At 70.9% G+C, this 17,162-nt stretch carries 16 protein-coding genes; 5 read left to right on the forward strand and 11 right to left on the reverse strand.

The window, feature by feature from the left end; genetic code table 11:
- Nucleotides 1–16: 16 nt before the first annotated feature.
- Together ABDZ89_RS08370 and ABDZ89_RS08375 are read right to left on the reverse strand one after the other, a co-directional pair.
- Entirely contained in the window at nucleotides 17–1,111 is a 1,095-nt protein-coding gene (locus ABDZ89_RS08370) for a TrmB family transcriptional regulator (RefSeq protein ID WP_343778218.1), read from the reverse strand.
- Entirely contained in the window at nucleotides 1,095–1,241 is a 147-nt protein-coding gene (locus tag ABDZ89_RS08375; protein WP_343778220.1) for a hypothetical protein, read from the reverse strand. The genes ABDZ89_RS08370 and ABDZ89_RS08375 overlap by 17 nt, the downstream gene beginning before the upstream one ends.
- A gap of 144 nt (nucleotides 1,242–1,385) precedes the next feature.
- Here ABDZ89_RS08375 and ABDZ89_RS08380 point away from each other — a divergent pair, with 144 nt between their 5' ends.
- Entirely contained in the window at nucleotides 1,386–2,747 is a 1,362-nt protein-coding gene (locus ABDZ89_RS08380; RefSeq protein ID WP_343778221.1) for a glycoside hydrolase family 68 protein, read from the forward strand.
- A 99-nt stretch (nucleotides 2,748–2,846) separates the two neighbouring features.
- On the opposite strand, the gene ABDZ89_RS08385 is transcribed toward ABDZ89_RS08380, so the two are convergent.
- Together ABDZ89_RS08385 and ABDZ89_RS08390 are read right to left on the reverse strand one after the other, a co-directional pair.
- Complete coding sequence (locus ABDZ89_RS08385) at nucleotides 2,847–3,326, reverse strand: universal stress protein (protein WP_343778222.1); 480 nt, start codon at nucleotides 3,324–3,326, stop codon at nucleotides 2,847–2,849.
- 299 nt (nucleotides 3,327–3,625) lie between these two features.
- Nucleotides 3,626–5,755 (reverse strand): glycoside hydrolase family 32 protein, encoded by a 2,130-nt coding sequence (locus tag ABDZ89_RS08390; protein ID WP_343778224.1) that lies wholly within the window; start codon nucleotides 5,753–5,755, stop codon nucleotides 3,626–3,628.
- A gap of 220 nt (nucleotides 5,756–5,975) precedes the next feature.
- Here ABDZ89_RS08390 and ABDZ89_RS08395 point away from each other — a divergent pair, with 220 nt between their 5' ends.
- On the forward strand, nucleotides 5,976–7,649 hold the full coding sequence (locus ABDZ89_RS08395) for a glycoside hydrolase family 13 protein (RefSeq protein WP_343778226.1): 1,674 nt from the start codon (nucleotides 5,976–5,978) through the stop codon (nucleotides 7,647–7,649).
- Nucleotides 7,650–7,839: 190 nt separating this feature from the next.
- Nucleotides 7,840–8,778 (forward strand): carbohydrate kinase family protein, encoded by a 939-nt coding sequence (locus ABDZ89_RS08400; protein WP_343778228.1) that lies wholly within the window; start codon nucleotides 7,840–7,842, stop codon nucleotides 8,776–8,778.
- Between the two features lie 34 nt (nucleotides 8,779–8,812).
- Here the strand turns inward: ABDZ89_RS08400 and ABDZ89_RS08405 are convergent, their stop codons facing one another.
- Both ABDZ89_RS08405 and ABDZ89_RS08410 read right to left on the reverse strand, forming a co-directional pair.
- Nucleotides 8,813–9,022 carry a hypothetical protein gene (locus tag ABDZ89_RS08405; protein WP_343778230.1) on the reverse strand — a complete coding sequence of 70 codons (210 nt, stop codon included), beginning with the start codon at nucleotides 9,020–9,022 and terminating at the stop codon, nucleotides 8,813–8,815.
- Nucleotides 9,023–9,043: 21 nt separating this feature from the next.
- Nucleotides 9,044–10,039, reverse strand: coding sequence for a DUF5787 family protein (locus ABDZ89_RS08410; RefSeq protein WP_343778231.1), 996 nt, complete (start codon nucleotides 10,037–10,039; stop codon nucleotides 9,044–9,046).
- A 121-nt stretch (nucleotides 10,040–10,160) separates the two neighbouring features.
- Between ABDZ89_RS08410 and ABDZ89_RS08415 the strand changes: the two genes are divergently transcribed.
- Entirely contained in the window at nucleotides 10,161–11,642 is a 1,482-nt protein-coding gene (locus ABDZ89_RS08415; protein ID WP_343778233.1) for a carotenoid oxygenase family protein, read from the forward strand.
- A 17-nt stretch (nucleotides 11,643–11,659) separates the two neighbouring features.
- On the opposite strand, the gene ABDZ89_RS08420 is transcribed toward ABDZ89_RS08415, so the two are convergent.
- On the reverse strand, nucleotides 11,660–12,106 hold the full coding sequence (locus tag ABDZ89_RS08420; protein WP_343778235.1) for a bis(5'-nucleosyl)-tetraphosphatase: 447 nt from the start codon (nucleotides 12,104–12,106) through the stop codon (nucleotides 11,660–11,662).
- A gap of 167 nt (nucleotides 12,107–12,273) precedes the next feature.
- Here ABDZ89_RS08420 and ABDZ89_RS08425 point away from each other — a divergent pair, with 167 nt between their 5' ends.
- Entirely contained in the window at nucleotides 12,274–12,606 is a 333-nt protein-coding gene (locus ABDZ89_RS08425; protein WP_343778236.1) for a 30S ribosomal protein S10, read from the forward strand.
- A 103-nt stretch (nucleotides 12,607–12,709) separates the two neighbouring features.
- Here ABDZ89_RS08425 and tgtA read toward each other — a convergent pair whose 3' ends face one another.
- The 4 genes from tgtA to ABDZ89_RS08445 form a co-directional block, all read right to left on the reverse strand.
- A complete protein-coding gene (tgtA, locus tag ABDZ89_RS08430; RefSeq protein ID WP_343778238.1) occupies nucleotides 12,710–14,188 on the reverse strand; it encodes a tRNA guanosine(15) transglycosylase TgtA in 1,479 nt (492 codons plus the stop codon).
- Nucleotides 14,189–14,268: 80 nt separating this feature from the next.
- Nucleotides 14,269–15,078 (reverse strand): Nif3-like dinuclear metal center hexameric protein, encoded by an 810-nt coding sequence (locus tag ABDZ89_RS08435; RefSeq protein ID WP_343778240.1) that lies wholly within the window; start codon nucleotides 15,076–15,078, stop codon nucleotides 14,269–14,271.
- 62 nt (nucleotides 15,079–15,140) lie between these two features.
- A complete protein-coding gene (hemA, locus tag ABDZ89_RS08440; RefSeq protein ID WP_343778242.1) occupies nucleotides 15,141–16,481 on the reverse strand; it encodes a glutamyl-tRNA reductase in 1,341 nt (446 codons plus the stop codon).
- A complete protein-coding gene (locus ABDZ89_RS08445) occupies nucleotides 16,478–17,137 on the reverse strand; it encodes a precorrin-2 dehydrogenase/sirohydrochlorin ferrochelatase family protein (RefSeq protein WP_343778244.1) in 660 nt (219 codons plus the stop codon). Before ABDZ89_RS08445 ends, hemA begins: the two co-directional genes overlap by 4 nt.
- Nucleotides 17,138–17,162 lie beyond the last annotated feature (25 nt).

Consider the following 17,162-nt stretch of genomic DNA (forward strand, 5'->3'; position numbering starts at 1 on the left):
CCGGGTTCCGTGAGCCTCAGTCGGCAGTCCCCGATTCCACGCTGAGGACGGAGATCCGATGGGCCTCGACGGCCTCGACCATCGCGCCCCAGCCGCCGACCTCCACCGGTCCGTCGTCTGTCTCGACGACGAGCGCGACCTGACCGCCGAAGCTGGCGATCGCCTGGGCGTCGGCCGCGTCTTCGAATCCCGTCGTGGTGACCCCCGAGAGCCGCCCCTCGACCACTCGGTCCGCGCCGGTCTCCGTGTCCGCTCCCTCGATGCGGACCTTCACCGTCGCGCCGTCTCGGAGCAGCGGGGCGACGTCCCGGACGCAGTACCGGATGTCGACGTACTCTATGGGCGGTTCGTCGCTGAGCGACGAGTAGATCGGCTCCCACATGTCCCACTGCGTGGTCAGGAAGTACCAGTGGAACACGTAGGTGTGCGTGCGGTCGTCGACGAGCACGCCGTACTCGTTCATCGAGCCTGCGTGCGGCGCGAAACACGTCTTCGTCCGGTCGACGATCACCGCGAACGGCGAGGGGAGCCGGCGGTGCCGCGCCTCGGAGCAGACCTCGCTGAGTTCCTCTGCGTCGGGGAGGGCCTCCCGGCCGGCGTCCGGCGTGTGGATCGAGAGGTTGACCCGAATTCCGCGTCCGGTCGCCTCGCGGAGGGCCGGTCGGAGCCGTTCGAAGTGCTCGACGCCGAGCGAGACGTTCACCTGCGATTCCGCCTCGCGGATGAACTCGTCGGCGTTCTTGATCACCGTCTCGAAGCGGGTGACGATGCTCACCGTCGACCGCTCGACCGACGGCTCGTTCCAGCGGCGTTCGATCTCCTCGGTCGCGGTGGTGAACCGGTTCGCCCGCGACTGGAGGTCGTCGGTGATCTCGTCGAGGCTGTTCGCGCGGGCGTACAGCGACTCCTGGTCGTACATCTCGATGTACCCGTTGCTCTCTAGGTCCCGCAACACGTCGTAGATCCGCGGATCGGGAACCCCGCTGGCGTCCGCGATGCGGGTCACCGGTGCCGAACCCAGTTCGAGGACCGTCACGTACGCGTCCGCCTGGTACGGCGAGAGCCCGGCGTCCTCTAAGACTCCGGTGAGCTCGTCACGCTCCACCGTCACCACCCGTCACACGTCGCTTCAGGAGGGCGGCGCGCCCGACGCGGACCGTCGTCACCCGGCGCGGACCGTCCGGTCTGCCGGCGCCGCGCCCGCGCGTCGAGGCCACGCGTCTGCCGAGTCGGTTAGCCATGCTTTCGACTACCACGGAAGTGATAAAACATTTTATTTTGCGGTCACCTGTCATCCGCCGGGTCCCCCCGGTGTGAACGCGATCCGGCTAAACGGGGCCGTTCCGACTGAAAAGGCTTTATTCGGTCCGTCGTCGACAACGTTCATGAACGACTCGCCCGGCCGAGACGACCGTCCACCCCGGTCGCGGTGGACGCGAGAGCAGGCGGCGTCGGTCGAGCGTCGCCGCGGGAACGTCGCGCCGGTCGCGGGGCCGCCGACGGTCGACCCCTTCCCGGACCTCCACGTCTGGGACACGTGGCTGCTGCGCGACCGCCACGGGGAGATCGCCGAGGTGAACGGCTGGCGGCTGGCGTTCTCGCTGACCGCGCCGGCGGACCTCCTCCCCGGGACGCGCCACGACGTGGCCGAGATCCGCTGTTTCTACTCGCGTAACGGGAGCGAGTGGCGCGACGCCGGTCCGGTCTTCGGCGGCGACGCGCTCGGACAGCGGCAGTGGGCCGGCTCCGCGCTGTACGACGACGGGGACTGTTACCTCTACTACACCGCGGCCGGCCGCGACGAGGCCGACGAACTGACCTACACCCAGCGGGTCGCGGTCGCACACGGCGGAACCGTGACCGCGGACGATTCCGGCGTCGAACTCGCCGGGCCGTGGACCCACGAGACGCTCCTCGAACCCGACGGGGAGTGGTACGAGACGGAGGCGCAGTCGCGCGGGATGACCTACACCTTCCGCGACCCGTGGTTCTTCGAGGACCCCGCGACCGGCGAGACCCACCTCCTCTTCGAGGGCAACGCCCCGGCGCCCGAGCGCGAGGGCGACGGCGCCGAGACCTCGCGTCGACGGGAGTTCAACGGCTGCGTCGGCGTCGCTCGCTCCGCGTCCGGCGACCCGCTCTCGTGGGAGCTCCGGCCGCCGCTCGTCGAGGCCGTCGAGGTGAACCAAGAGCTCGAACGCCCGCACGTCGTCGTCGCCGACGGCCGGTACTACCTGTTCGTCTGCAGCCACGTCCACACGTTCGCGCCCGGCGTGAGCGGCCCCGACGGCCTGTACGGGTTCGCCGCGGACCGGTTCGACGGGCCCTACCGGCCCCTGAACGGGAGCGGGCTAGTCGCGACGAACCCGCCGGAAGCGCGGTTCCAAGCGTACTCGTGGATGGCGTTCGCTCACGACGGGGAGGTGTTACTCCAGAGCTTCCTCAACTACCACGACTTCGCGGGCGACTCGCTCGACGCGGTAGCCGAGTTCTCCGAGGCCGAACAGCGCGCGCGGTTCGGCGGCACGCTCGCGCCGACGCTCCGGCTCGGGGTCGACGGCGACGAGACCCGGCTGCTCGGAGCGCTCGACGCGTGGCGGATCCCCACGCCGGACGAGGCGCTCCCGCCGGTCGACGAGTCCGAACTGCCGGACGACGACTTCGACGGGAGGGTCCTCGAGGGCGGCGTCCGCGACGGCTACGGCGACGCGCCGTCAGAGTCGGAGTACGACGAACCGTTGCCGTAGCTCGCGAGGGGGTTTCGCGGCGTCTGCGGCGCGTGGAACCGCGGAGGGGCCGGCGGCTGGGTTCCGGGTGAGCCGGCGCGGCAGAAGAAAGACGACGATTTACGCGGGGACGGCCGCTTCCGTCCGCTCCTCGGACCGCTCTTTGACGAACGTCACCGGGCAGTCGGCCTCGAGCAGCACGCGCTGAGAGGTCGAGCCGAACAGGGCCTTGCCGGCCGCCGAGCGGGTTCGCCCGCCGACGACGACGAGGTCCGCGTCGAGGGTCTCGGCCTCCCCGAGGATGCTGTCGGCGGTCTCGCCGAGCGCGCCGCGGATCTCGTAGTCGACGCCCGCGCGTTCGAGGCGCTCGGCGACGTCGGTGACGATCCGCGACCGCTGAGAGACGTCGTCGGGCGTGACCTCCGAGTCGGGGTCGATGTTCAGCTGCGTCTCGATCGTGTCGTACCGCTGGCGGTCGAACACGTGGAGGAGGACGATGCGACCGTTCGGGTCGACGACGGACGCGGCGGTCTCTGCGAGCTCTTCGAGTCGGCTCTCGTCTTCCGATCCGATAGCCAGAAGGACGGTGTTCATGCTCATCTCGATTACACGTAGGCGACGAAGGAACTTATATCTTCGCAAAGTTAATTCGTAGTTGAGTTAATATTCATGTACATCGCGGCAGGCGCGCTTCGAGGGCGTGCTCGCTGACCGTCGGGGAAGCGCACCCGTGAGGGCGGCGTCGACGGGGCTCGGTGACGCCGCTTTCACCCTAGGGCCCGGTGACGTCGCTTTCCTCCGGCCGACGCTCCGGAAAACGGCACAGCCGTCGCTCGCGGTGAAACGAGTCCCGAGTCGGGCGGGCGACGACTCCCGGCGTCGCCTCGGTGTCCGCCGGGTCAGTCGGTCCGCGGGGTCGCCGAGTCCGGATACGCGTCTCCGAGTTCCCAGACGGTCACGTCCTCGACGTCGGCGCGGCCGCCCGACGCCGCGAACGAGATCCCCGTGCTGTCCGCCCGCGTCGGGTACACGCGGCTCGTCAGGCAGTGCCGCTCGTTGGCGAATAGCTCCACCGTGGAGCCGTCGAGGAACGCCCGGAGCGCGAGCGGTCCGTCGTACGGCGTCACGGTCATCCGCTGGTCGTCGCTCCGAACGCGGGGGTCGTCGCTCGCGGCCGAGCGGTCGACGACCAGTTCGTTCGTCGAGCTGTACCGGATCTCGGTGCGCTCTCGCCGGTCCGGCGACTCGAAGACGGAGAGCGTCACGGCGTCGGCGTCGTCGAGCGCGATCGTCGCCGACAGTTCGAGCGCCCGGCCGCCGGCGGGAGGGGTCCACCGTTCGTCGTCGAGCGAGACCGACGCCCCGTCGACCTGCGTCGTCTCCCTGAGCGCGGTCAGTTGCGGCGCCGGACGCTGCGTGAGACCCCCCGCGTCGTCCACCTCGATCCGGCGCGGTACCGACAGCGAACCGGACCACCCGGCGTCCCACTGCGCCTCCGTGTCGCGGGCCTCGGGGAGCCACCCCCACGTCAGGTAGCCGTCGTCGACGGCCATCGACTGCGGCGCGTAGAAGTCGCCGTGGTCGAGGACCCCCCGGGCGGCGACGTCGAACTCCCCGTCGCGCCGGGTGCCGATGAAGTACGGGACGGTCTCGTAGTCCGAGACGTGGAGGAGGTCCCACTCGTCGAAGCGGAGCAGCTCGGGGCACTCCCAGACGGCCCCGGCGTCCGGCCGGTCGGCGGTCAGGAGCTGGCCCTCGTAGCGCCAGTCGCGGAGGTCCTCGGAGCTGTACCGGAAGACCGTTCCGCCGACGTCGGCGAGGCCGGAGCCGATGAGCTGGTGCCACCGGCCGTCCTCGTGCCAGACGCAGTGGTCCCGGAACTCGGCCTGCCAGTGTTCGGTCTCCAGCACGTCGACGTCGTCCGGCGGCGCCTCGATGACCGGGTTCGACCGCTCTTTGGTCCACGACCGGAGCGTCGAGTCGGCGGCGGTCGCCAGGCAGGGGAGCTGCCGCCGGTCGCGCCCGCCCGTGTACAGTATCGTCGGCTCGCCGTCGAACTCGACCGCACAGCCCGACCAGCAGCCGTCGCGGTCCGGGCCGTCGGGCGAGGGCGCCAGCGCGACGGGTTCGTCTCGCCAGTGGACGAGGTCCTCGCTCGTGGCGTGGCCCCAGTGGATCGAGTTGTGGTACGGCCCGCCCGGGTTGTACTGATAGAACAGGTGGTAGGTGCCGTCGCGTTCGATCAGCCCGTTCGGGTCGTTGAGCCAGTTCGCCGGCGGCGTGACGTGGTATCGGGGGCGCTGGCGGTCGTCGTCGAGTTTCCCTCGGAGGCGCCGGAACTCCTCGCCGCTGGCGGGGCGGTCGAAGCGCGAATCCGGGCCGCTCGCCAGCGAGTCGATCAGTCCCTCCGCGAGACGGTCCCGGTTCGCGCCGTACGGCTCCCCGGCCGCCGAGGCGAACGCCAGCTCGCTGGCGCCGAGCACCGCGCCCTCGCCCGGGTGCCACCAGATCACGCTGGTCTGTTCCGGGCGGTCGTGTTCGCCCTCGACGGTCGACGCGAGGACTTCGCCCTCGGCCGGGAGCTGCTCCTCGTAGCGGGCGTACGGGACCGCCCCGCGGTCCGCGACGGGGGTCCGGAGCCCCTCGAACGCGTCGACCGCGGGGTGGTCGTCGTACACCGAGCGCCAGAGGGGCCCGGTCGGGGCCGTGACGGTCCTCGTCCCGACGGCGTCGGGAGCGACCGGCTCGACGCCGAGCGACGTCACCGCCCCCACGGCGCGGAGGCTCAAGAGGAGGCCGCCGCCGTCTCGGACGTACGCGGCGAGCGCCGACGCGGTCCGGTCGTCGAGCGCCGTCGGCGGCTCCTCGCGGTGCCACCAGAGGACGTCGTGCGGCGTCGACGGGTCGACCTGAGCCGGGTCGACCGCCTCGACGTCGTACCTGGCGTCCGCCCACTCGCGCGCCGCCTCCTGTCGGTCGCTCGGGCGCCCGTCGACGAGGAGCCCGACGCGAACCGGCGTGGCTGTCATGGGTCGGCTATCGCGTCCCGAAGTAAAAACGCGATCCATCCGGCGGCGAGTCGGCGGCGGTCGCTCGCTCACCGCCCGCCGCTCGAACCGAGTGACTGCGGGCACACGGGACCGTTCCGACAGTGCTAACAGACGCGGGACCAATGTGGACGCAGTACGCTCTGGACCGGCGGCACGTCGCGGGCGATGGCGTGTCGCGTCGGCCGGGTCCCACGCAAAAATGACAGCGCACGAATGGTGGAAGGAGGCGGTGGCGTATCAGATCTATCCGCGGAGTTTCAACGACTCGAACGGCGACGGCGTCGGCGACATCCCGGGGATCGTCGAGAAGCTCGACTACGTCGACGAGCTCGGCGTCGACGTCGTCTGGCTCAGCCCGGTGTACGAGTCGCCCCAGAACGACAACGGGTACGACGTCAGCGACTACCGCTCGATCCACTCGGAGTACGGGACGATGGACGACTGGGAGTCGCTGCTGGCCGGGCTCCACGACCGGGACATCAGGCTGGTGATGGACATGGTCGCGAACCACACCTCGTCGGAACACGACTGGTTCCGGCGGTCCCGCGCGGACCCGGACGGGGAGTACGGCGACTACTACGTGTGGCGCGAGGGCGACCCGGCCGACCCCCCGAACAACTGGAAGTCGTTCTTCGGCGGCTCCGCGTGGACGTACGACGAGGAGCGCGAGGCGTGGTATCTCAGCCTCTTCGACACGACACAGCCCGACCTCAACTGGCGCAATCCGGACGTTCGACGGGACCTGTACGACGTGATGAACTGGTGGCTCGACAAGGGGATCGACGGCTTCCGGCTCGACGTCCTCAACCTCATCTCGAAGCCGGAGGGGCTGCCCGACGGCGACCCCAGTCGAGACCTCGTCGGGAGCGAACACTTCGTCGACGGGCCGCGGATCCACGAGTACCTCGACGAGATGCGCGAGGCGGTGTTCGCCGGGAGAGACATCGTCACCGTCGGCGAGATGCCGGAGCTCACGCTCGATTCCGCCCGCGAGTACACCGGCGAGGACGGGCCGCTCGATCTGGTCTTCCCCTTCGAACACGTCCAGGTCGACTTCGGTCCGAACGGTCGCTGGGACGTCGGCGAGTGGACGCTGTCGGAGCTCAAATCCGTCCTCGACAGGTGGCAGCACGGCCTCGACGACGAGTGGTGGACGACCCTCTTCTTCGAGAACCACGACCAGCCGCGCAGCGTCTCCCGGTTCGGCGACGACGAGGCGTATCACTACGAGTCCGCGACCGCGCTCGCGACGGTCCTCCTGACGCTGCGCGGAACGCCGTTCGTCTATCAGGGACAGGAGCTCGGGATGACGAACACGACCTTCGAGACCCTCGACGACGTGGCCGACGTCGACACCGTCCGGAACGTCCGGGAGCTGCTGGCGGACGGGGCGTACGACGGGTACGAAGACGTCAGACACGTCGTCGAGGCACGGTCGCGTGACAACGCCCGGACGCCGATGCAGTGGACCGACGGGCGGCACGCGGGCTTCACCGAGGGCGATCCGTGGCTGCCGGTCAACGACGACTACGAGGCCGTCAACGCCGCTCGCGAGCGCGAGCGGACGCCGTCGGTGCTGTCGTACTACCGGACGCTGATCGACGTGCGAGGGAGCTCGGAACCGCTCCGGTACGGCTCCTACGAGCTCCACTACCCCGACGAAGAGCAGCTGTACGTCTACGAGCGGAGCCTGAACGACGAGCGGGTCGTGGTCGTGCTCAACCTCTCTTCTGAACCCCGGTCGGCCGACGTCGATCCGGTCGCCGCGTCGGCCTCCCTCCTCCTCGGAAACTACGAGTCGGTGCCGGAAGCGCCCGGCGAGCCGTTCGACCTGCGTCCGTACGAGTCCCGGCTGTACGCCGAGTCACGCTGAGGCCAAGCGTCGGGCGACGCGGGCGGACCGATCTCGGTGACGGGACGGGGTCGAGGACGACCCGTCGCCGTCCCGTGAATTTATTATCGGCACACGCGTCGGCACAGTCGAGAGATGTCCCGTCGGCAACGAGCGGCGACGACCGCGGCGCAACGGCACGGCCACCACGACGGACCCGCCGGGGCACGCCATGACGCGTGAGACGCTCGTCGCCGGCGAGGCGCTGATCGACTTCATTCCGGACAGACACGGGGCGCTGGCGGCGGTCGAGTCGTTCTCTCGACAGGCGGGCGGCGCGCCGGCCAACGTCGCGGTCGGGCTCGCCAGGCTCGGTCGGACGCCCTGGTTCTGTACGACCCTCGCGACCGACGCCTTCGGCGACCACCTCGCGAGCGTGCTCGACCGCGAGGGGATCCCGGACCGGTTCGTGAGCCGCGAGCCGGACGCTCAGACCGCGCTGGCGTTCGTCTCGCACAGCCGGGACGCGGACCGGGAGTTCACGTTCTACCGCCAGGGGACGGCCGACAGGCGGTTCGATGCGAGCGGCGTCCCGGACGACGTCCTCGAGTCGGTCGACGTCGTGGTCGTCGGCGGGGTGACGCTGACCGTCGAGCCGGCCCGCTCGGCGACGTTCGACCTCGTCGAGCGCGCACGGGCTGCGGGCTGTCGGGTCCTCTTCGACCCGAACGTCCGGCCGGAGCTCTGGGAGGTCGACCCCGCGCCGACGATGCGTCGGATGCTCTCGATGACGGACGTTCTCAAGGGCTCCCGGGAGGACCTCGGCGGCGACACGCTCCCGACGGAGCCCGACGAGTTGCTCGACGCCGGACCGGACGCGGTGTTCCTGACGGAGGGCGACGCCGGGGCGCGCCTGATCGCCGCCGAGGGCTCCCCCTGGGGACGCGGCGAGTGGCACCACGGCGGCTACCGCGTCGACGACGTCGCCGACACGACGGGCGCGGGCGACGCCTTCACCGCGGGCGTCGTCGCGGGACTGGTCGACGGCACCGCGCCCGAGGAGCTCCTCGGGTTCGCGAACGCCGTCGCCGCGGCGTCGACCCGCTTCGAGGGCGCGATGACCGCGCTTCCGGACAGGGAGGCGGTCGAGCGGGTCCGCGACGGTCGCTGACGGGGTCTCCGGTCCGGGCGCCTCCCGTGGGGACTCACTCCGCGTTCGAGCGGACGTTCGCGACGGCGACGGCGATCAGGTACGAGAACGCCGGGAAGGTCACCGCGACCACGACGAGGAACGCCGGGTCGAGGCCGGCGGGACCGTCGGAGAGCCAGCCGGTGTACTGGAGGACGGCCAGCGTGAGGACCACGAGCGCCGTGTTGATCGCGTACTCGGAGAGCGGGGGAGTGGGGAACCGCATACGGACGGGAGACACCGCCGCTCACTCAACGCTTTCGACGCGGTCTCGCTCGCGGTCCCGCCGCCGAGCCAACACCCGTTTGAGCCCCTTTCCCGGCCCGCCCTCGATGGGCCACCCCTTCGTCCGCCACTGCGGGGGTTCCGGCGAGAACTCGGAACAGGAGCCCGAACACTCGCGCGCGGTGGGGACCTGCTCTTTCGCGGCGCAGTAGGGAACGAGCGCCCGGCCCTCGCGCCGGAGTTCGAAGTGGCGGCAGTCGGGACGCATCGTGTCGTGGAACGAGCGCCACCCCTTGCCGTAGGCGCGCTCGGCGATCTCCAGCCGCAGCGTCTCGGTCTCCGGGTCGCGGCGCTCGCCGTCCGCGGGCGAGAGATCGCTCGGGTGCCACGCCACGTCGGCCGCGTCGGCGTCGACCCCGTCCGCGAAGTCGGTGGCGAGGATCCCGGCCTCGACCGGCATCTCGCGGAGCAGCGCCGGTTCGACGCGCTCGCCGGTCGTCTCGGTCGCCAGCCACACCTCGTCGGCGAGCCCGGCGTCGACGTCGTGTTCCAGCTGGTCCGCCAGCCGGTCGGCGGCCGAACGGTCCAAGTCCGGCTTGTTCTCGACCGCGACGATCCGCTCGACCCAGTCGGGGTACGGTCGCTTCCGGCGGATCTGGATACGGTTGCCGTCGCGGCGCTCCTCAATCAGGTCGCGGCCCGCCGCGCGGTGGACCGCCTGGCGCACGTAGCGCCACGGGTAGCCGGGATCGGGCAGCGCGTCGCGGTACCACGTCCACTCGGCGGGCGCGCCGCGGACGACGTGGAGCTGGTCCGAGCCGATGGTCCGGTCGCCGAGGGCGCGGCGCCGTTCGAACGCCGTCGGGTCGACCTCGATCACGACCGTGTCCCAGCGCCGCCGCTGGGTGCCGAGCTGTCGGGAGACGAGGGCGGGACGCGGCCCCTCGCTCGGGTGCCACGCCAGCTCGGCGTACCGGCAGACGAGCAGCTCGTAACCGAACTCGGCGTCGGGCGTCACTGCTCGAACGGTCGGCGGCGGCGGACAAAAGCGGACCGCTCGGCTCGCGGCCGAGCCGCGGGTCCGCCGTCGGGCCCGCGTCCGCGACAGGTCTTAACCGGTGGGGACCCGTCTCCGTGGTATGGAATCGCACTCCGGATTTCACTCCCTCCACGAGGAGACCGCGGTCTCGCTCCCCGTGACCGGTGCCCTCCCGGACTGGCTCCGCGGGAGCCTCGTGCGGAACGGGCCCGGGGCGTTCTCGTTCCCAGACGGGAGCGCCGTCGACCACTGGTTCGACGGGCTGGCGATGCTGTACCGGTTCACCTTCGACCCGGACGACGGCGCGGGGCGCTCCGACGGCGGCGCGGTCCACTACCGGAATCGCTTCCTCCGGTCGGCGGCCCACGAGGCGGCCCGAGCGGGCGAGTTCGAGGGCGGGTTCGCGACCGGCGAGACCACGCTCCGCTCGCGGCTGGCGGGGTTCCTCACGGCGCCGTACGACAACGCGAACATCGTCGCCGAGCGGGTCGGCGACCGGTACGTCGCGCTGACCGAGTCGCCGCGGGGCGTCTCGTTCGACCCGGACACGCTGGCGACGACCGGCCACGTCGACCGCGAGGGCGACGCCCCGAGCGGGCAGCTGTCGTGTGCGCACTTCAAGCGCGACCCGGCGACCGGCGCGCTCCTCACGGTGGACACGGAGTTCGGTCGGACCAGCCGGTACCACGTCACGGCGTGGACGCCCGACGGGGACCGCCGGCACGTCGCCACCGTCCCCACGGAGAAGCCGGCGTACATGCACAGCTTCGCGCTCACGCCCCGATACGTCGTCCTGACCGAGTTCCCGCTCCGGCTCGACCCGCTCCGGTTCCTCAGGCCGGGGCGGCAGTCGGCGTTCATCGAGCAGTTCGACTGGGAGCCCGATCGGGGCACGCGGATCGTCGTCGTCGACCGGACCACCGGGTCGGTGGTCGCCGAGCCGGAGACCGACGCGGTGTTCGGCTTTCACCACGTGAACGCCTTCGAGCGGGACGGCGGAACCGAGATCGTCTTCGACCTCGAGACGGTCCCGGACGCGACGACGATCGACTCGCTGTACCTGGAGAACGTCCGGGCCGGCGAGATGGGCGCGATCGTCGGCCGGGTGGACCGGTTCACCGTCGATCTCGGGGGCTCCGGCGGCGCCGGCCGTTACGGCGGCGGGAAGGGATCGGTGTCGCGGGAGACGCTCTTCGACGGCGGCACGGCCCTCCCGACGTCGTCGCCGGCCCGGTGGTGCCGGCGCCACCGGTACGTGTACGCGATGGGGATGGACACTCCCGTCACGGAGTGGGCCCGTCGGGTCGTGAAGATCGACGCGACGACCGGTTCCGCCGAAACGTTCGACGACGGCGGGGACTACTTCGGAGAGCCGCTGTTCGTCCCCGACCCCGACGGTGACGCCGAAGACGACGGCGTCGTCCTCACCGTCGCGCTCGACGTCGACGAGGAGCGGTCGCGGCTGCTCGTAATCGACGGGGAGACGTTCACCGAGCGGGCGCGGGTGACGCTGCCGCACGCGACCCCCTTCGACTTCCACGGTCGGTACTTCCCGGAGCTACGAGCCGCCGCGGGGGAGTGAGTCCGGTCGGACGCGTCTCAGACGTACTTCCCTTCCTCCTCGTCTTTCCGCTCGTCGAGGTACTCGTGGGCCTCCTCCAGTATCTCGCGGGGACCGTCCTGGGTGATCGTGTTGATCGCCTGATCGTAGTCGCGCCACTGGAGGTCGCGGTGTTCCGTCGAGATCTCGGCGCTCGCCTCGAACGAACGGGCGATGAACAGGTGGACCGTCTTGTGGATGGTCTTGCCGTTCGCCTCGAACACGTAGTCGTACTCCTCTCGGAACCCGTCTATCAGCCGGAAATCCTCGATCCCGGCCTCCTCACCGACTTCTCGTATCGCCGTCTGCTGGAGCTCCTCGTCCCCCTCGACCCCGCCTTTGGGGAACTCCCAGTCCCCCGGCCGGCTCTTCAGGAGTAAGTACTCCCGTTCGCCGCGGGTATCGCGGAAGAGGATGGCTCCGGAGCTGGTCGCTTCGACCGTCATTAGCCGAAGGTAAGCGATCACCCCTAAAGAGCGTGTCGGACTCCCGAACAGATCGGGCCCACCGGGGGAATCGGCCGACCGGGCGGATCTGATGCCCGTCTCACGCGTAGCCCGCAGGTAGATGCGTTTTTACCGCTCGGGAGGCCATTCACGCACGACCCCCAGCCATGACCTTCGTCACGAAACTCGAGTTCACGTCCGGCGACCGCGACGTGCTCGTCGAGACGGTTCAAGAGCTCAAAGAGACGCTCGAACGCAAAGGCGCCGAGTGTAAGGGCCCACACGCCACGCCGTCGGAGAGCGTCACCGTCCCGCTGTACAAGGACCTCGCGCCCGGCGACGAGTTCCCGCCGTGGCGTTACGACGTGTACCGACGCTCGATGGAGATCCACGGCGCCGACGACATCGCCCGCGGCGTCGTCGCGCGCGACTTCCCCGACTCGATCCACGTCGAGGTCGAGGTCGATCAGAAGAAGCCGCTCGGACACCGTCGCGACTGAGCGCCCGACACCCGGGCGGCAGTCGATCCGGTCACGGCTGCGGTTTCTGCGGTTCGCCGACGCGACCTGTCGCGTCAGAACGCTTCGTTAGCGGAGGCGCTTCTCAGCGGAGATTCCGCAGGTCTTCCGTCTCGACGCGGTCCGGCAACCGGTCGAGGGCGGACTCGGCCCACGCGTCGTGCCCGAGCGTGAGTTCCGTCTCCGGGTTGGCCGCCGCGAGCGCGGCAACCCCCCTCGCGGCCGCGAGTTCGGCGGCCTCGTCGGTTCGCTCCGGCACCTCCGCGGTGAGTGGATACGTCTCCGAGAGCGCGGGCGGGTACGGACCGAGCGGCGGCTTCACCCGCCATACGGCGTCGTACGCGTGATCCGAGGGGGCTTTCGACTCGGTGAGCAGGAGGCGGTCTGGCGCCGCGAGCCGCGCGAGGCGGTCGTGATGCCGCTGTACCTCCGGGCGACGGGCGGCCTCGTGTGAGGTGTAGAAGAACGCGTCCTTGGATCCGGGGTCGGTCCGCTCCAGTTCGTCGGCGTGGTCGAGGAGCGCCCGGTACCCGTCGAGCATCGCCGGGTGACCGCGGGCGCGGCGGTCGACCAGTTCGAGCAGCGAGCCCGACCGGATCGCCTCCTTGACCCGGCGGAGCTCCTCGAAGGTGACGTGGAGGTTGTGCTCGGCGAGCAGCCGCTCCGAGTCGTCGTCGTCGAGGCCGCGGAGGTCCGCCGGCGTGTGGTCCGCACAGACCGGACACGAACAGGGGAAGTAGTCCAGGTCTTCGAGGTGTTCCGTGCCCGAGACCGTCAGGTAGCGACCGTCGCGCGCCATCAGGGCGTACGCGGCCGAGTCGAACAGGTCGCAGCCGGCCGCCACCGCGAGCGCTAACATCATCGGGTGGCCGGCGCCGAACAGGTGGACCGGCGCGCCCGGGCCGAGCCCGCGCTTCGCGGCGCGGACGGCCTCGACCACCTCGGCGTAGCGGTAGGAGTTGAGCAGCGGCACCATCGCACCGACCGGGAAGATGTCGAGGTCGGTCGCCGCCGCGTGGCTCCCCGCTTCCTCCCGGAGGTCGCCGAAGGTCGACCCCTGAACCGGGGCGTTGATCAGCATCTCGCCCGTCTCGGCCGACTCGGCGTCGGCGAGCGCCTGCCGCGTCGTCGCCAGGTCGCGTTCGGCGCGCTCGCGGTCGGCGTCCGGCGGGGTCGGCACGTCGACGGGCGTCGCCACGTCGCTGCCGATCTCGCGCTGGAACTCGATTATCTCCTCGGTGGTCACGTCGATGTCGCCGTACTCGGCCAGTTGGAACGAGCCGGAGTCGGTCATGATCGCCCCGTCGAACCCGAGGAAGTCGTGGAGCCCCCGCTCGACCACGCGGTCGCGGATGCGGTCCGTGCTCCGGATGATGTAGGAGTTCGTGATCAGCATCTCCGCGCCGAACTCCTCGCGGAGCCGCTCCGGCTCGATCGTGAGGACGTTGGGGTTGACGACGGGCAGGAGCGCCGGCGTCTCGACCGTGACGTCGGCGCGGGGGACCTCCAGCCGACCGATCCGACCGGCCGCGTCGTGGTCCCGGATCTCGAAGTGATCGCGCATACCTCGACTGTGCGGACGCGAGCGGTAAGCGTTGCGTTCGGTGACGAGCGAGGCGTGGGGCGAGGCCCGGGCGACCCGGCTCAGAGCCCGGTCGGGTGCGAGACGTACGTCGTCTCGACGCCCCACTCGGCCGACAGCGACTCCAGCGCCCGGACGCCGAACGTCTCCGTAGCGTAGTGGCCGCCGAGGAAGACGGTGACGCCCGCCTCCCGAGCGTCGTGGTACACCTGCTGTTTCCCCTCGCCGGTGATCAACGCGTCCGCGCCGGCCGCGACCGCCTCGTCGAGCCAGTCGACCCCGGAGCCGGTGACGACCGCGACGCGCTCGATCCGGTCCGGACCGAACTCGAGCACCCGGGTCGGGGCCGTCTCGCCGTCGGGTTGCCCCTCGAACCCGTCGAGCGTCTCCCGGACCGCGTCCGCCGACAGCGGCGACGCCGCCTCGCCGATCGTCCCGATCGTCACCGGACCGATCTCGCCGAACGGCTCCCGGTCGGAGAGTCCGACCGCGTCGGCGACGCCGGCCGCGTTGCCCAGTTCCCGATGCCCGTCGAGCGGGAGGTGCGAGACGTACAGCGCGAGGTCGTTCTCGACGAGCGCCGCGATCCGGTCGTGCGTCCGGCCGGTGACGCGCTCGATCCCGCCCCACGAGAGGCCGTGGTGGACGACGAGGGCGTCCGCCCCCGCGTCCGCCGCGGCGTCGATCGTCTCGACCGCAGCGTCGACCGCGAACGCGACGCGGTCGATCTCGGGGTCTTCGGCGGTGGTATCGGCCGACGCCGTCTCGCCGCCCGGGCCCACTTGGAGCCCGTTCGCGCTCGCGTCCACGTCGGCGTACGCGGCCGTGTCGAGTCGGTCGTCGAGTCGGTCGACGTACTCGGAGAGTTTCACACCGGTCCGTACGCGCGTCGGAAAGTAAAGGACGCGGAGGCGGTCTCGGTCGACCGCGCCGCTCAGTCGTCCAGCTCTTCGGCGACGGAGTCCGGGACCGCGTCCGGCCGGCCGGTGCCGGCGCCTGCGGGGTCGGCGTTCTCAGGGGCATCCGTCTTGGGTGTGAAATCGGGGTCGAACAGCCGGAGCGCCGTCCGGATGGTCTCCCAGTCGTCCTCGCCGGCCGCGTCCCGGAGCGAGCGCGTCGGCGCCGCGAGCAGCTGTCCGACCAGCGCGTCCGCCAAGTCCTCGACCGTCTCGCGCTGCTCGTCGTTGAGGTCGCCTTGCGCCTCCAGCTTCGACATCGCGCGGTCGAGCTCTCGCGCCTTCACCCGGTCCGCGCCGGCGTACATCGCGGAGATGGCGTCGTCGGCCCGCTTGCGCTTGTACGCCTCGAGGATGCGGTCGAGCTCGTCGTCGATGATCGACTCGACCTCGCGCGCCTCCTCGGCGCGGCTCTCTCTGGTCCGCTGGGTCACGTCTTCGAGGTCGTCGATGTCGTAGACCGTTACGCCCTCGCGGGCGCCGGCCGCCGGGTCGATGTCGCGGGGCTGTGCGATGTCGATACAGACGACCCGGCCGGCGGCGTCGACGTAGGAGGGGTGGACGACGAAGTCGGGGCTGCCGGTCGCGGTGACCACGAGGTCGGCGTCCGGGATCACCGCGGGCAGGTCCGCGAGCGGGACCGCCTCGGCCGGGGTGTCCACCTCCTCGGTGACGAACTCCGCGTGCGGGACGGTGCGGTTCGCGACGATTATCTCCGAGACCGGGGTGTCGTCGAGCGTGCGGGCCGCCAGCGTGCCCATCTCGCCGGCGCCGACGACGACCGCCGACCCGTCGGTCAGGTCGATCTCGCTCGCCGCGAGCCGGACCGCCGCGGAGCCGAGCGAGACGACGCCCTCGTTGATCTCAGTCTCCGTCCGGGCGCGCTCGCCGACGTGGAGCGCCTTCGTCACCGCGTCTTTCAACACCGGACCGATCCCGCCGGCGGACTTCGACTCCTCGTAGGCCTCCCGCAGCTGCCCGATGATCTGGTCTTCGCCGAGGACGAGCGACTCCAGTCCCGACGCGACGCGCATCAGGTGTTCCAAGCTCTCCTCGTGGCCGAGGCGGCGGACCGCGCCGCCGCGGACGTCGGGGGCGAACGTCGCGAGCGCCGTGGTCCCGTCGACGGTCCGGTCGGTGACGACGTACGCCTCGGACCGGTTACACGTCTGAATCGCGAACGCCTCCTCGACCCCTTCGCGTGCGAGCAGGTCAGAGACGGTCGCGCGGACGCCGTCGCCGCCGGCGGCCTCGATCTCGTCGACCGTCGCGCCGGAGTGGGCGACGCTCACGCCGGCGATCGCACCCGTCTCTCTCATCGGTTGAGTACCTCCTCGATCACGGTGTCAGCCTCTTGCCGTCCGTAAGATCTCCCCTTTTGTAAACCCTTCCAAACCCCCCGGGATCTGACAACGCGCCGGACCGCTTCCCGGCGTTTCTCCGGAGCGACGCCGTCGGCTTTCAGCTCCTCGCGGATCTCCCCTGAGAGCCTCGCCATCTCGCCCGCACCGTCGATCTCGGCTTCGATCCGCTCGCGCAGCGCCTTCGCGAGCGCGGGGCTGGTTCCCCCCGTCGAGAGCGCCACGGCCACCGGGTCGTCCTCGATCGTCGCGGGGACCACGACGCTCCCCGGGTCGCGGTCGCCGGAGACGTCGGTCCGGTTGACGAGGAGCCCCCGATCGAGGGCGGCGGCCTCGACCGCGGCGTTGACCGCCGCGTCGTCCGTCGCCGCGACCGCCAGCGCCGGGTCGATCCGTTCGACCCAGCCGGCGACCGCGTCGGGGTCCGGCGCCGCTCGGACGAGTTCGACCCGCTCGTCGTCGGCCGCGAGCGACACCACGCGGTCGGTGAACTGCGGGCTGACGACGACGATGCGCGCCGCGTCGTCGAACCCGCCGGCTTTCCGCGAGCCGACGGCGCCCCCGCCGAAGACGAGGACCGTCTCGCCCGCGAAGTCGTGGTACAGCGGCGTCACGTCGGACCTCCGAAGTCGGTCGTGC

This window comes from Halorubrum ejinorense, from assembly GCF_039522565.1.
GTDB classification, from domain to species: Archaea; Halobacteriota; Halobacteria; order Halobacteriales; family Haloferacaceae; genus Halorubrum; species Halorubrum ejinorense.

Excerpts from the sequence above, each read along its gene's own strand:
- ABDZ89_RS08375 (WP_343778220.1), bottom strand. The coding sequence starts at position 1,241 with ATGGCTAACCGACTCGGCAGACGCGTGGCCTCGACGCGCGGGCGCGGC.
- ABDZ89_RS08380 (WP_343778221.1), top strand. The coding sequence starts at position 1,386 with ATGAACGACTCGCCCGGCCGAGACGACCGTCCACCCCGGTCGCGGTGG.
- ABDZ89_RS08385 (WP_343778222.1), bottom strand. The coding sequence starts at position 3,326 with ATGAGCATGAACACCGTCCTTCTGGCTATCGGATCGGAAGACGAGAGC.
- ABDZ89_RS08390 (WP_343778224.1), bottom strand. The coding sequence starts at position 5,755 with ATGACAGCCACGCCGGTTCGCGTCGGGCTCCTCGTCGACGGGCGCCCG.
- ABDZ89_RS08395 (WP_343778226.1), top strand. The coding sequence starts at position 5,976 with ATGACAGCGCACGAATGGTGGAAGGAGGCGGTGGCGTATCAGATCTAT.
- ABDZ89_RS08400 (WP_343778228.1), top strand. The coding sequence starts at position 7,840 with ATGACGCGTGAGACGCTCGTCGCCGGCGAGGCGCTGATCGACTTCATT.
- ABDZ89_RS08405 (WP_343778230.1), bottom strand. The coding sequence starts at position 9,022 with ATGCGGTTCCCCACTCCCCCGCTCTCCGAGTACGCGATCAACACGGCG.
- ABDZ89_RS08415 (WP_343778233.1), top strand. The coding sequence starts at position 10,161 with ATGGAATCGCACTCCGGATTTCACTCCCTCCACGAGGAGACCGCGGTC.
- ABDZ89_RS08420 (WP_343778235.1), bottom strand. The coding sequence starts at position 12,106 with ATGACGGTCGAAGCGACCAGCTCCGGAGCCATCCTCTTCCGCGATACC.
- ABDZ89_RS08425 (WP_343778236.1), top strand. The coding sequence starts at position 12,274 with ATGACCTTCGTCACGAAACTCGAGTTCACGTCCGGCGACCGCGACGTG.
- tgtA (WP_343778238.1), bottom strand. The coding sequence starts at position 14,188 with ATGCGCGATCACTTCGAGATCCGGGACCACGACGCGGCCGGTCGGATC.
- hemA (WP_343778242.1), bottom strand. The coding sequence starts at position 16,481 with ATGAGAGAGACGGGTGCGATCGCCGGCGTGAGCGTCGCCCACTCCGGC.